This is a genomic window from Sphingomonas paeninsulae (assembly GCF_003660165.1).
Taxonomy (GTDB): Bacteria; Pseudomonadota; Alphaproteobacteria; order Sphingomonadales; family Sphingomonadaceae; genus Sphingomonas_O; species Sphingomonas_O paeninsulae.
In genome coordinates, this window is sequence record NZ_CP032829.1 from 635430 (window position 1) to 648744 (window position 13315).

17 protein-coding genes and 1 tRNA gene are annotated in these 13315 nt (G+C 57.3%); 12 read left to right on the forward strand and 6 right to left on the reverse strand.

Going from position 1 to position 13315, the window contains the following annotated elements; translation table 11 throughout:
- Nucleotides 1–38: 38 nt before the first annotated feature.
- Complete coding sequence (locus D3Y57_RS08465; protein ID WP_239025994.1) at nucleotides 39–842, forward strand: lipase family alpha/beta hydrolase; 804 nt, start codon at nucleotides 39–41, stop codon at nucleotides 840–842.
- Between the two features lie 5 nt (nucleotides 843–847).
- Here the strand turns inward: D3Y57_RS08465 and D3Y57_RS08470 are convergent, their stop codons facing one another.
- Nucleotides 848–1174, reverse strand: coding sequence for a phasin family protein (locus tag D3Y57_RS08470; RefSeq protein WP_162987060.1), 327 nt, complete (start codon nucleotides 1172–1174; stop codon nucleotides 848–850).
- Between the two features lie 127 nt (nucleotides 1175–1301).
- Here D3Y57_RS08470 and D3Y57_RS08475 point away from each other — a divergent pair, with 127 nt between their 5' ends.
- The 9 genes from D3Y57_RS08475 (at nucleotide 1302) to rpsI (ending at nucleotide 8097) form a co-directional block, all read left to right on the forward strand.
- On the forward strand, nucleotides 1302–1853 hold the full coding sequence (locus tag D3Y57_RS08475) for a DUF4142 domain-containing protein (protein WP_121152624.1): 552 nt from the start codon (nucleotides 1302–1304) through the stop codon (nucleotides 1851–1853).
- A gap of 22 nt (nucleotides 1854–1875) precedes the next feature.
- Entirely contained in the window at nucleotides 1876–2502 is a 627-nt protein-coding gene (locus tag D3Y57_RS08480; RefSeq protein WP_121155640.1) for a hemerythrin domain-containing protein, read from the forward strand.
- 52 nt (nucleotides 2503–2554) lie between these two features.
- Nucleotides 2555–3595, forward strand: a complete 1041-nt coding sequence (locus tag D3Y57_RS08485) for a COX15/CtaA family protein (protein WP_121152625.1) — start codon at nucleotides 2555–2557, stop codon at nucleotides 3593–3595.
- Nucleotides 3596–3697: 102 nt separating this feature from the next.
- Nucleotides 3698–4807 (forward strand): 7TM diverse intracellular signaling domain-containing protein, encoded by a 1110-nt coding sequence (locus D3Y57_RS08490; protein WP_121152626.1) that lies wholly within the window; start codon nucleotides 3698–3700, stop codon nucleotides 4805–4807.
- A gap of 2 nt (nucleotides 4808–4809) precedes the next feature.
- Complete coding sequence (locus D3Y57_RS08495; RefSeq protein WP_121152627.1) at nucleotides 4810–5745, forward strand: IS1595 family transposase; 936 nt, start codon at nucleotides 4810–4812, stop codon at nucleotides 5743–5745.
- Between the two features lie 31 nt (nucleotides 5746–5776).
- On the forward strand, nucleotides 5777–6472 hold the full coding sequence (locus D3Y57_RS08500) for a GGDEF domain-containing protein (RefSeq protein ID WP_121152628.1): 696 nt from the start codon (nucleotides 5777–5779) through the stop codon (nucleotides 6470–6472).
- Nucleotides 6473–6607: 135 nt separating this feature from the next.
- Entirely contained in the window at nucleotides 6608–6904 is a 297-nt protein-coding gene (locus D3Y57_RS08505) for a hypothetical protein (RefSeq protein WP_121152629.1), read from the forward strand.
- Nucleotides 6905–7054: 150 nt separating this feature from the next.
- On the forward strand, nucleotides 7055–7534 hold the full coding sequence (rplM, locus tag D3Y57_RS08510) for a 50S ribosomal protein L13 (protein ID WP_121152630.1): 480 nt from the start codon (nucleotides 7055–7057) through the stop codon (nucleotides 7532–7534).
- Complete coding sequence (gene rpsI / locus D3Y57_RS08515; protein WP_121152631.1) at nucleotides 7534–8097, forward strand: 30S ribosomal protein S9; 564 nt, start codon at nucleotides 7534–7536, stop codon at nucleotides 8095–8097. The genes rplM and rpsI overlap by 1 nt, the downstream gene beginning before the upstream one ends.
- 73 nt (nucleotides 8098–8170) lie before the next feature.
- Here the strand turns inward: rpsI and D3Y57_RS08520 are convergent, their stop codons facing one another.
- The 5 genes from D3Y57_RS08520 to D3Y57_RS08540 all read right to left on the reverse strand — a co-directional run bounded on the left by D3Y57_RS08520 (nucleotide 8171) and on the right by D3Y57_RS08540 (nucleotide 12766).
- Nucleotides 8171–9739, reverse strand: coding sequence for an ArnT family glycosyltransferase (locus D3Y57_RS08520; protein WP_121152632.1), 1569 nt, complete (start codon nucleotides 9737–9739; stop codon nucleotides 8171–8173).
- On the reverse strand, nucleotides 9732–10403 hold the full coding sequence (locus D3Y57_RS08525; protein ID WP_239025995.1) for a class I SAM-dependent methyltransferase: 672 nt from the start codon (nucleotides 10401–10403) through the stop codon (nucleotides 9732–9734). The genes D3Y57_RS08520 and D3Y57_RS08525 overlap by 8 nt, the downstream gene beginning before the upstream one ends.
- Nucleotides 10400–11503, reverse strand: a complete 1104-nt coding sequence (locus D3Y57_RS08530; protein WP_239025996.1) for a glycosyltransferase family protein — start codon at nucleotides 11501–11503, stop codon at nucleotides 10400–10402. Before D3Y57_RS08530 ends, D3Y57_RS08525 begins: the two co-directional genes overlap by 4 nt.
- 66 nt (nucleotides 11504–11569) lie before the next feature.
- Nucleotides 11570–11932 carry a GtrA family protein gene (locus tag D3Y57_RS08535; RefSeq protein WP_162987061.1) on the reverse strand — a complete coding sequence of 121 codons (363 nt, stop codon included), beginning with the start codon at nucleotides 11930–11932 and terminating at the stop codon, nucleotides 11570–11572.
- 141 nt (nucleotides 11933–12073) lie between these two features.
- Nucleotides 12074–12766, reverse strand: coding sequence for a pentapeptide repeat-containing protein (locus D3Y57_RS08540; RefSeq protein ID WP_121152634.1), 693 nt, complete (start codon nucleotides 12764–12766; stop codon nucleotides 12074–12076).
- An 82-nt stretch (nucleotides 12767–12848) separates the two neighbouring features.
- Between D3Y57_RS08540 and D3Y57_RS08545 the strand changes: the two genes are divergently transcribed.
- Together D3Y57_RS08545 and D3Y57_RS08550 are read left to right on the forward strand one after the other, a co-directional pair.
- Nucleotides 12849–12922 (forward strand) — tRNA-Gly (locus D3Y57_RS08545).
- A gap of 159 nt (nucleotides 12923–13081) precedes the next feature.
- Nucleotides 13082–13249, forward strand: a complete 168-nt coding sequence (locus D3Y57_RS08550; protein WP_205590106.1) for an Arm DNA-binding domain-containing protein — start codon at nucleotides 13082–13084, stop codon at nucleotides 13247–13249.
- Nucleotides 13250–13315 lie beyond the last annotated feature (66 nt).

The following is a 13315-nucleotide window of genomic DNA, read 5'->3' on the forward strand; positions in this document are numbered from 1 at the left end:
ATCCATCGACCCCACGACTGAACCCGCCGGAGAAAAAGTTGACGCAGCATATTTCGATCGGGGTTGAGCAGGCCTATTTGCCGCCGCCCTCTGCCTTTCTGGTGCTGACCGAATTGCCACGCGCGCTTGCCGAACTGGGAGCATTGCCGCTTGCCTTTCCGCTGTTGATGAAGGCTGCGCGAGGCGACGGCCATCCGGTGCTGGTGCTGCCCGGTCTTTCCACGACCGATCGGTCAACGGGGCTGTTACGGCGCTATCTGTCTGCGCTCGGCTATGATGTTTATGCTTGGGAGCTTGGCCGCAATCTGGGGCCGCGGGCGATCGGGCATCAGGGTGAAAAACTGATTGCCCGGCTGGAGGAAATCCATGCGGCTACCGGACAAAAGATAACGCTGGTGGGCCATAGCCTTGGTGGGATCATTGCCCGGCAATTGTCGCGGCGTCGGCCCGATATGGTGCGACAGATCGTGACGCTGGGGTCACCCTTTGCCGGCGACCCGCGATCGACAAACGTCTGGAAAATTTACGAATATCTGTCGGGACAGCGCGTTTCGGACCCCGACACAAAGGCGCAATTGCTCGAAAGTCACGATGCGCCGCCGGTCCCATCGACCGCGATCTATACAAAGGGAGATGGCATCGTCGCGTGGCAAAGTTGCCGCGAGCCCGAAACGCCGACGACCGATAATATCGAAATTCCGGGGAGCCATTGCGGGCTATGCGTCAATCCGATCGCACTATACGCGGTTGCAGACCGGCTTGCGCAGCCGTTGGGCCAGTGGAAGCGATTTGGCCGCAGCGGACTGCGCGCATTATTCTATCGGTCGGGGCAATTTCACTAAACGCGTCAGTCTTTTTTCGGTTGAAACATCGTCATGGCATCCTTGCCGAACTGAGCGATCATCTCACCGACTTCCTTGATCTGCGTTTGCGAACGGGCGGCGGCCTCTTTCATGAAATCGCCCTGAATCTTCGCGAGTTCCTGAACCGATTTCACACTGGCGGCTGACCGTAGCGCGACGAACGCAGCGCGGGTGTTTTCCTCGGCCTGATCAATCACCTTGCTGTTGAGAGCGGCGGCATTCGCGCTCACCTTGCCCGCTGCATCCTTCATCGACTGGCCGGCCTTTTTCATCGCATCGCCAGATTTCTCAGCGAACTTTTCTTGTGCCATTGCGCCATCTCCTTTTCGAATTCCGACATCTGGCACCTGTTTTCGATCCTGCACAAGTTCGATCTCCCAAAATGGGAACTGGCGCGGCGTAACCACGTTAACTCCTCACACTCGACGGAGAGAAACTATGCGCACTGCACTTTTGATAACGGCTGCGGCACTCGCGCTGACCGCCTGTGGACATAAAGCGGACAATGCGGCCGCACCTGATGCCAATGTCGCGATGGCAGACAATATCGCTATCCCGGCAACCGCGCCCGTTGCGACGTCCGATTTCGTCAAGAATGCGGCATTGGGCGATATGTACGAGATTGCGTCGAGCAAGCTGGCGGCAACGATGGCTTCGTCTGCCGATGTAAAGAAATTCGCTGCGGCGATGATTACGGCGCACACGGCGACGACCGCTGGCCTGAAGGCGGCGATTGCCAAGGATGGCGTCAAGGATAAGCCACCGGCCGCGCTCGATGCCGACCATCAGGCTTTGATCGACGCATTGAAAGCCACGAAGGGTGCGGATTTCGATGCGCTTTACAAAACCCAGCAGACCGATGCCCACAACAACGCGCTCGCGCTGATGAAGGGCTATGCAACCACCGGCGACCAAGCCGCGTTGAAGACCTTTGCCAGCGAAACCGCTCCCAAAGTCAAAACGCATCTCGATATGCTTGGCAAAATGTAACTGAGTACCAAGGAGACTAATGATGGCTACACAGACAACCGAACGGGCCAAGGCCGCGCCAAAGCCCCGCACTACGCGGACACGGGCTAACGGCTCCAAATCCGATGGTGGCTCGACTGGCGCGCTGATTGGCGCTGCCGCTGCTGGCGTCGCGCTGGGCGTGGCGGCGATGATCGGGCGCAAGGTTGCGGTACAAGCGCCCACGGTGTTGGCAGGCGACTGGGACGATGCGCTGGCCGCCGAACATGCCGCAACGCTGAAGATCTTCGACGCGATCGAGGCGACCACGCGGGACAATACAACGAAGCGCGCGATCCTGCTCGCTCAGTTGAAGCACGCGCTCGCCAAGCACGCGTTGCAGGAAGAGAATGCGGTTTACCCGGCGTTGCGCGACGCTGGCGAGGTCGAGGCTGCGGATCACCTGAATAAGGATCACGGCTATGTGAAGCAGTATCTTTACGAGCTGACCAATTGCCCCCGCGACAGCGAGCGCTTCCTGGAAATCGTGCGCAAATTCCGCGTCGATCTGGAAAAGCATGTCGCCGAGGAAGAGAACACGCTGTTCCCGTCCCTGAAAGCCAAACTGTCCGAGGAGGCTAACAGGGCGCTGACGAAAGCAATGAACAAGGAAGGCTTCAAGCTCGCCTAAAAGGTGAGATTGGCCGTTCACACGGACCATCGGCGAGCGTAAGCGCTTGCCGATGGTCCGTTTCGATTCAAACCCACTCCGCCCCAATGCAATTGCCAACTGGCTGCTGACGGTCGCCGCTCTCGTATTCCTGATGGTTGTCGTGGGAGGCATTACCCGCCTGACGGAATCGGGGCTTTCGATCACAGAATGGAAGCCGGTTTCGGGTACTCTCCCCCCGCTGAGCCATGCGGCGTGGAGCGCGGCTTTCGATGCCTACAAACAAATCCCGCAATACGCTGCGCATAACGCGGACATGACGCTGAGCGGGTTCAAGACGATATTTTTCTGGGAATATTCGCACCGGCTGCTCGGGCGATTGCTCGGTTTTGCATTTGCGGTGCCGCTGATCTGGTTTGCGGCAAAACGCGCTATTCCCAAAGGCTATGGCTGGCGGCTTGTTGCATTGCTGGCTCTCGGCGGGTTTCAGGGCGCAATCGGCTGGTGGATGGTGGCGTCGGGACTGACCGAACGCACCGAAGTCAGCCATTTCCGGCTGGCCGTGCACCTGATCGCGGCGCTGACGATCATGAGCGGGCTGATCTGGACCGCGCTCGACCTGCGCGCGCTGAGCCGTGACCCTGCGGCGCGTCCGGCGCGATTGACCCGATTGGCCGTCGTGGCGCTGGTCGTGGTTACGATCCAGATCATGTTCGGCGCTTTCACATCCGGTCTGCGTGCGGGGGCCGTATCGAGCACATGGCCGCTGATGAACGATCATTTTTTTCCAGAGGGCGTGGCCTGGCTGAAACCAGCATGGGAAACCCTTGCCTATGACCCGTATCTGATTCACTTCACGCATCGCTGGTGGGCATGGATCGTGGTGGCAACGCTGGTTATATTGGCGCGCAACGTGAAGAAAGCCGGGGTGCGCCCGGCATCGGTTGCGATCCACGCGAGTTTTGGCACGCAAATCCTGCTCGGCATCGCGACGGTGGTCAGCGGCATCGCCCTGCCCCTTGCCGCGCTGCATCAGGCGGTTGGTGCACTGGTTGTCGCAGCGACGATCTGGGGAGCGCACATCATCGGTTCGCGGAAGACGCTCGGCCGGTAAGAAAGTTACCTCGTCGATAAGTTACAAGTTGCTTACGCAGTTTGTGTAAATAGCACGCCGCTGAAACCTTATCGAAAGCACTGTGCGCATACATAAGACTCAATGGCACAGAATGTTTTCTTATATGACAGGGTGCTGGAAGCATGGTTGCGAGGCGCGATCTGCGTGCTTTTCGCATTCGTGATCGTCATTGCGCCGGCGCACGCAAGTCAAGCAGCCCGCAATAATTCGCTTCCCGGTCATGTCATACTTCCCGAGCCATGCATCGCACTTACAGCCCAGCGCGTCGATCCACTGGCAATGTTGAACAATAGGCGTGCATTCGATTGCACAACCGATCAGATCGGCATTTCGGGTCCGGTGACCTGGGGCTTGTTTCGAAACCTCTCGGTCGTCACCGACCCTGCGAACCCATGGGAATTACGCCACACGGTTTCGCAGGCGAATGATGAGACATTGTTCGTTCATTACACCGATGGCCGAGTGGTTCGGGTCGCCGATGATCGCATGGCTGCGCGACGAACATTCGCTCCCAATCAGTTCGGATTTGTCCTGCCGAACGGTCCGGGGGTAATCGATACGATACTCGTGCGCGTCGAAGGGCTGCAAAATCAACGCGGTATTGCGCCCCGTCCCGAACTCATCACGGTTCATGCAGCACTCATCAGCGACAGCAAATATCTGGCGATCTATTGCGTACTTGCAGGCGTTGTTTTCGCCCTGCTCGTTTTCAATTTTTCGCTGTTCATGGTTCTGCGTGCGCAGTTTATCCTGATATATTGCGTGACGGCCGTGCTGACACTGATGGTCGGCGCGTCATGGTCGGGAGCGGTATTTGCGCTCCTTCCGGGATTGAACCCGACCACTCAGATATCGCTCTCCCTATTGTGCGCATCGGCGATGATGATTTCGATCACCTTTTTCATGCTGGGATTCATCGAACGCAAGGTGACCTCCGGCCCCATTGCGGCATTCACGGTCATCGCGGGACTGATCGGGCTGATGTCCTCGATCGTTCGGATCATCGACCTCCCCTTTGCATGGAAAATCATGGACGCCATCACCTATGGTTCGATGGTCGCCGTTTTGATCGGTATCACGCTAACCGCCGCGCTTGGCTGGGCGCGGGGGAGCAGATACGCACGTAATTATTGGCTCTGTTCGCGTTTTGTACGCATTGGTGATAGGAAGGCTGAAAGGCTGGAGATGTGACGATGGATCGCAAGGCATTTCAGATTTGGCTGTCGGAAATCGATGAATTGACGGAGCCCCAGAAGCTGGACGTCGCAGACGTATTGGCGGGCCGGGAGATAGGCGGCGCGGCGCGCGCTGCGATTGAGAGTTCTGTTGGGGAAGAGCGTACCTGCCCGCATTGCGCGACGCCCGGTGCGGTGAGCCGCGGCACGGCGCGAGGATTGAGGCGGTATCGGTGTAATGCTTGCGGCAAGAGCTTCAACGCATTGACGACAACGCCGTTGTCGGGTCTGTGGTACAGGGAACGTTGGCTGGATTTCGGCCGGGCTATGGCAGACGGCGACACAGTGCGGTCTGCTGCCGTGCGCTGTGGCATCGCCGTTAGCACGGCGTTTCGCTGGCGGCATCGCTGGCTGAAGGCTTGTCTGAGCGGAGCCGGAAAACTCGCCGGTATCGTCGAAGCCGATGAAACCTTCGTTCTATCCAGCCGTAAGGGCGAGCGAAACCTTGACCGCAAACCGCGCAAGCGGGGCGGAAAGGCCAGCAAACGCGGGCTGTCGCACGAGCAGGTGCCGATCCTGGTTGCTGTAGACCGCACCGGCGTGACCGTCAGCGCTGTCTTGCCATCCGTCTCGGCGGCCAACCTGCAAGCAGCCCTCGAACCGGTGCTGAGCAAGGACGTCTTGCTGGTGACCGACTGTTGCACCAGCTATCCGCCCTGCGCTGTCGCTCTTGGCGTCAGCCACCAGGCACTGAACCAAAGTGCCGGCGAGCGTGTCCGGGGCGACCTGCATATTCAGACAGCCAACAGCCGACATGAGCGGCTCAAGACGTTCCTCCGACCCCGAAGAGGCGTCGCCACCAAGTACCTCGCGAATTATCTCAACTGGTTTCACCTCGCCGGGCTCCGGAAGGCGACGCCACGCGCATGCCTCAACGCGGCCATGGCATGCTGAAGCATACAAAACGCGAACAGAGCCTAATTATTTGATCGCATGGTCGATACCCTTCCTGCTCGCCACGCTCCGCTCGTTCTGGGCGCTCGGCTTTATCGAACGGGGTGCCTTGCTCATCGAAATCAGCCCGCTGGTGGTGATGGCACTGGAAGCGTTGATGTCGGCAATCGCCGTTGGGTGGCGCATCGGCAGCGTGCGTGGCGAGCGCGACGATGCCTGGGCGTTACAGGAGCAATTCCGCCAGATTGCCGAGGTCGATGCACTGACGGGGCTGCTGACCCGGCGAGCGTTTCTTCGTCGGGTCGAGGAACGCGCCGACCGAATGAAACCTATAAAGCTGATCCTGATCGATATCGACCAGTTCAAACTGGTCAACGATCGTTACGGTCATCTGGTCGGGGACGACGTGCTGATGCTGGTGGCCGATGTCCTTCGCCAAATAACGCCAGCGGACGGACTGATCGGGAGGTTTGGTGGTGAAGAATTCGCCGTCCTGATCGAGGCCGTGCCCGTCGATGCGGTGGCCGACCGCCTTTGCAAAGCCGTCGCGGCAGCAGCGACGGCGACCGACGTATCGGTTACGATCAGCGCCGGCGTAGCCGAAGCGCGCGTGGATGACGAGGTGGAGTGGCGGTTGTTATATTACGCCGCAGACCAGGCACTTTATCGCTCGAAGAACGGCGGCAGGAATCGCGTGAGCCACGCACCACGCCCTATTGCGGCTTAAGCGGCGATTATTCCGTGGTGCACAAATCGCAATCACTGTTGCAATAACAGCGTTTGTAACGGTGCAGGCCCAGATTATGCTGCATCGCAGAACATAAGAGGCCTGATCGGCAGACCCTAACCAAAGGAATCTGCCATGACGAAGATTTATCGCACACTCGCCGGTCTCGCATTCGTTTCTGCCGCTGCACCTGCACTTGCAAGTCCAACCCAGACCCTGACACGCGACGGCGTTACTTATGTTTACTCGGTCGAGGAAACTGCAAAGGGCACCGTAATCAAGGGCCGTGAGCAAGGTGGCCGCCCATTTCTGCTCCGCGTCGCAAGCGGCCGTGTTCGCGGTTATTCGAACGATCACACTGTCTCGTTCCCGCTGAGTTCGGTGGTCCGCGCCGACTCACCGGCAACTTTGACCGAGATCAGCAGCCGCTAAAAACGTCCAGCATTTGTCAGCGGGTACTATGATACCTGTTGGCAAATGCGCGGTTTTGCTTGACTTTATACCATCCCAGCGGCATTTGACCGCCATCGACGCCGCTCCGCATCCGGGGCGGCGCGTTTGTTTTACAAGAGGTCCGGGGCCATGAAGGCACTGATGAAGACCACGAAAGCGGTAAAGCCGTTCGACGTGGAAAAGAAATGGCATCTAATCGATGCCGATGGTCTGGTTGTTGGCCGGGTCGCGACGATCGTTGCGAACATCCTGCGCGGCAAGCACAAGCCAACCTACACACCGCACGTCGACTGCGGTGACAATGTCATCATCATCAATGCCGAGAAGGTTCGCTTCACCGGCAAGAAGATGACCGACAAAATCTATTATCGCCACACGGGTCACCCCGGCGGTATCAAGGAAACGACGCCAGCCAAGATCCTCGAGGGCAAGTTCCCCGAGCGCGTTCTGGAAAAGGCCGTCGAGCGCATGATTCCGCGTGGCCCACTCGGTCGCGACCAGATGCGCGCTCTGCGTATCTTCAAGGGTGCCGAGCATCCACACACGGCTCAGGACCCGCAGATTCTCGACATCGGTTCGATGAACCGCAAGAACAAGGTTGGCGCATAATGTCTGATAACCGTCAATCGCTGGCCGATCTGGCCGCCCTTACCGGTGCCCCCGTCCCCGTCGCTCCTGAAGCAGCAGCGCCTGCTCCGGCTTCGGAAACCACCGACTATATGGCTCCTGCCATCAACGAGCCTGTTCGTGAAGCCATGCCGCTTCGCGACCAGATCATCGATGCTCAGGGTCGTGCCTATGCGACCGGCCGTCGTAAGGACGCCGTTGCACGCGTCTGGATCAAGCCCGGCAGCGGCAAGATCACGGTCAATGGCCGCGATCAGGAAATCTATTTCGCACGTCCAACGCTGCGTCTCGTCATCAGCCAGGCATTCGAAGTTTCGGATCGCGTCGGCAGCTATGACGTAATCGCAACGGTCAAGGGTGGCGGACTTTCGGGACAGGCCGGCGCTGTAAAGCACGGCATCTCGCAGGCACTGACCAAGTACGAACCAATCCTTCGTGCGCCAGTGAAGGCAGCCGGGTTCCTGACCCGCGATAGCCGTACCGTCGAGCGTAAGAAATACGGTAAGGCCAAGGCGCGTAAGAGCTTCCAGTTCTCGAAGCGCTAAGCTTTATATTTCAAAGGCTATGAACCGGCCTCCCGCTCAAACGAGCGGGGGCCGTTTTCGTATGTGGGATGCTTTAAGGCTGAGGTTTATCAGCAGGAAAATGCACAGTCAGGTCGGCGATAATACGGATTTTCGGATAAACCGCCGCAATCGCCTCAGCGACTTTCGGGTTGTAGCGGCTGTCGTATAGAGGATCGCCGCGATCTTTGTTGGTGATGAAGAAAGCGAAATCGCGATGACGAATTTTGGCAATAAACGGGCGTTCGTCCCAGACACCGTCGCTCGCCAGTTCGGCAAAGATAGCGGGTTCAAATAGGACGGATTTGCCCGACCGGAGCAACATTACCATGTCATCTGAGATGACTGGCTTGTCAGCGGTTCGAACCATGGCCGATAACCGGCGAAGTTCGACTATTCGGGCAGGTTCCATGTACCAGGTGCCCTCTGGCACGTCCGGCAATAGATAGGCTTGCACCGCAACGGCCAGCGGAAGCAAAACCGCCTGCCTGATCGGAACAGCAGTTTTAATGCCACCGAACGCAAGTAGACCTGCATCACGCATGGCCAGTCCGACAAAAACCGAAAGGACATACATCCATTCGATGAAATAGTTATAACTTGCACCCGACTTGGCAATTGTTAGCAAAACCAGCGATGCAAAGATAAAATACCCGAAAAGCATAAGATATTGAGCATCGGAAGTATTCCCGGCGAACTGATCCCTAACAGCGAAGAAACCTTTGCAATCACGATAGTCAGGGAGGCGACGCCGCATGCGATGCAGAAAACCCAGAGCTGCAACGCCGAAATATAAACCATGCTGACCAAAGGCTGGAAATATCTGGAGCAGGCGGCTCACTTCGATCCGGTTGATGTTGTACAAAACGATATGACGCAGAAACCCACCATTCGTTTGCCACACCAGGAAAGCGAGCGCGCCAAACCCTGCAACCGCACCGGTGGCAATCCCGGCAAGAGCCGTCCTCGGCCGAAGAAACAGCAAGGTTGCGAACACCGCGATGGGGGCCGCCACATTGGTTTGTTTTGTATAAACAGCAACGACGAAACACAGAGCCGCCAGATGGACAAGCTTTGGCCGGGTCAGCGCACACAAGCCAAAATAAAGCCCAGCAAAGCTGAACAGAAACCCGACCATATCGACACGCATAAACAACGACCAGTTTAACACGGGCACCATGCTCAACACGCTCAAACCACCGATCAATCCGCAAAACCATGATCCGCGGCCGCCGCCGTCGGACTGAGTTATACGAGCGATGATCAGGGCAATGACTGCCCCTGCTCCCAACGTAGATCCGGCAGACAGCAATCGCCCCGTGAAAAGGGGGTCGGAGCCTGACAGGTTGCTCAACCCAGCTGTGAGCAGGTGGTAAACCGGCGGATAGTGAAACACGAGACCGGGAAACCTGGCGATCTGGCCGTACCCATGCCCTGCCACGATGTCGCGCATCTGTTGCCAGACGATGCCCTCACCATAGTCGAGTTCGAACGGAAAAGTAACAGCCCGGTAAACGGCAATGATATAATAAACGAGACCGACGACGAGAGGGAGCACGGCGGCGATCAACGCAATCCGCGCGATCCAGAGATTGCGCGGATTGGCCGCTGAAACTTCATTCATGAATGGCAGAACCTGACTGTGGACGCGCGCGGATAAGCATCTGCTTCCCCATCGGCTTAAATGGCAGCGCCAGGTAAAGCCCTATTAAAAAGGGCCACACGGGCAAACGCGATTTAACGGTGAGAGGAAGGAAACGCGGCCTTACCTCGATCACATCATATCCGTTTGCGCGCAGGAAGTCGGCTAGGCTGATGTGCGAATAGACAGAAATATGCGTGTAATCGTCGAAATATTCGCGATACGCGTAGCGATAATTGGGCTGCAAAATGGTGAGCGTGCCACTGGGCGAAAGCTTTCGGCGAAGCGAAGCAAGAACCTGCGCAAAGTCAGACTGGGTGACGTGTTCGAACAAATTACTGGCAAATGCGTAATCGACACTGCCGTCATCAACCCCGTCGAGCGCTGTGACGCTCGATACGATCGGCTCCACGCCTTTATCGAGGTGCGCTGCCGATCCATTCCAGACGTCGAGACCAATGCGACGGCGCGCAGTGACATTGTTGATGAACTCGCCATAACCGCAGCCGAGATCGAGAACACAGTCGGTTGGTGCAATCCGTTTGCGGAAGTAATAACGCCAGAGGCTCTGCCACAACACATCACGACGTGGATCATGACTCAGTCTCGATTCATGATAACCGGGGGCCATCGCTGAACTGGTCACGAGGCGAGCCGCTTCCAACCGAATACGATGCCCCGTATCATTCGCAGCCCCACCGAAAAACCACGCATATTATTGACATTACCACCTTTGCTGACACCCACCCTCTGGTGAAAGGTCACCGGGCATTCGATGAGGACATGCCCTTCGGCAAGTGCGGTATCGAGAAAATGGGCGTTAAATTCGAGATTAACCGCTGGATCGAGCGCCGGGAGCAGTTCAAGCAAGGCATCGCGGCGACACAGCTTATAAGTTGTACCGACGTCCGTAATCGTACTGCGACCGAGATGCTTGGCTTCCAGCAGTTTACCGACAAAAATATTGCCATAGTACATGAACGAACTGAGCTGTGTGGCGAAATGCCGGAGTGGCTCGACTGTCCGCGTCCCGTTCACAAAATCACCATGCGGCGCGTAGGCGAGCAGTTTTTCGATATCGAAAGCACGAAATGTGCGATCGCCTTCGCATAACACGATCAGGTCAACATCGTCGTAAAGCGATGCCTCGGTCAGGCACCGGAATACGCAACGTCCATATCCCGGCGAAAGTTCATTGAACGTGATCGCGCCTGCAGCCGCAGCGCGTTCAAAAGTGGCGTCGTGGCTATTATTGCTGACCACGATGACGCGATTTACCAGTGGGTGCTCGACGAAGTCGCGCACCGCCTCTGTAATGCTGTCTTCATCATTGTAGGCGGTCAGCGCAACCGTGACGTTACGCCGTGCCAGAGGCTGATATCGCACAGGAACGTCTGGCTTTTTGTGACTGAAATAGATCAGCAAATCGAACATCGCGAACGCGATCCCGAATGCAATCGGAACTCCGCTGTACCAGACAATCCATTCGTTTACCGGCACCAGTGTCGCATTCATGCCCAACAAAAGGCGCGGCAAAGCGAGTAGCACGCCCATCAGAACGCCAATCAGATACATGCCGAGCCCGAAGCAAAACAACAGCATGCCATAGAGCAGAAACGGAATATGACGGCCCGGGGATCGACGTTCAACCATCACCGTGTCGGCCAGTTCTCTTGCGATGATCGCCTGTTGCGAAGCACCCGATGGGGCGGCATCGCTTGAGGGGAATTGGAAATTCTCACGCATCGACGCTGCCCTTGCTGTTAGGTTAGCGGTACGCGAAGAGGGTTAACGCATTGTTTATCGGCCTCGTCAACCAAAGGTCCAAAATCGGTTGGCAAGAAACATGAAAGCGGGCGTAACAATTGCGATTGGGAGAATTGGCAGCGCCACATCCCCTCCAAGGCGACCCACGATCATCCAGACCCAGAAACTGTTGAGCCCAAAGCCAGCGAGGTTGACCGCCACAAACCGACCGTATGCAACATGCCGCTTGGCGCGATCGCCCTGCCCGCGAAAAGTCCAGCGGGAGTGCAGCGCCCAGCCGCAGATCAGCGCGCATAAAAACCCGATCATGTTAGCGACGAGCGGGGGTGTCCTCAACGGAGCGGCCAGCATCCAATACACGACCGAATATAAAACCGTTAGAATGCCGCCGCTGACGATATAGCGCACGGCCTGAACCCTGATTTCTGTATTGGGAATGAGACGCGCTCCACAGCTAATGACCAATGCTGCTCCTTGCCATCAGCCCCCCAAGAGCCGAAACAAAATCGGCTGGGTCATCAAATCCACAAAACTCCCGATCGACAGAGCCTAAAGAACGTTCAGCCCAAGTTCGCCCAGAAGTTGCCCCGCCTGTTCCCGTGAAATTGTAGCGCCCCGGAACAACGCGGCATCGACCAGACGCAGGCCACCAATGTCGGCCCCGCGGAGATCGGCCCCCTCGAACCGGCATCCGACCATATGAGCGTCACGCAGAGAGCACCCCTCGAACGTCGTCGCACGGAAATCGCATTTGCGAAGATCGGCCTGGCTGAAGTCGAGTTTACGCAACGTTTGTTTGCGAAACGAATAACCGGGAAGTTTGGTGTCGATCAGCAGCGTCTCATCGAAAGTCACGTTCATGGCGCGCGCCTCCGACAAATCGGCCCCTGTCAGCTTGCAGCTTTTGAACGATGTCGAAACGATGGTCGACCGACGCAGGACCGCATTGTTCAAATCGCAGGACGTGAATATTGCTTCCGAAAGATCGGCGCCGACGAAACATGCGAATGGCCCCCGACAGGACTGCCATTGCGAACCCTCCAGATTCGTCCCCGACAGATCGGCGCGGCGCAGGTTGCATCGTTCGAACGTCCAGCCGGACAGGTCGAGCTTGGCAAGATTGGCCTCTTCGAGATCACAATCGACAAGGTGCATCGGCTTTCCGGCTTTAGCCAGTCGCTCAACATCCGCCCGCGTCATAGTTTGCCCGGTTAGCGGACCGTTGGAAAACAGATCATCCATCATAGCGCTGTGTATCTGCAACTCACCGATAATCCAACGTTGACCGCACAACGGTGAAGTGGCACGTGGCAAACAACACCTTGCGGGTGTAGCTCAATGGCAGAGCAGAAGCTTCCCATGCTTACGACGAGGGTTCGATTCCCTTCACCCGCTCCAAACTCCTGTTTGCCAATGGGTGCCGACAGTTGAAAAATCCTGAAATCTGTTGGTTTTAGAGCATTCGCTGGTTGTCGGTGAATGCCTCTGATTGCGTGCAGTTGGAATTTTGGGGCAGATTCGGGGCCTTTTTGAAGCCCTTCGCTACGAGACCGCCAAATGGCGCTCACCGACACTGCAATCCGCACCGCCAAGCCCAAGGACAAGCCTTATAAGGTCGGCGGTTTTCAGGGACTATACCTTTTGGCCAATTTCGGAGGGCGCAAGCTCTGGCACCCCAAATACCGAATGCACGGGGTCGAGCGAAAGCTCGCGCTCGCGACCTAGCCCGCAATCACGCTTACCGAAGCGCGTGCGGAACGCGATCCGGCCCAACTGCTGCAAGGCTCGCTG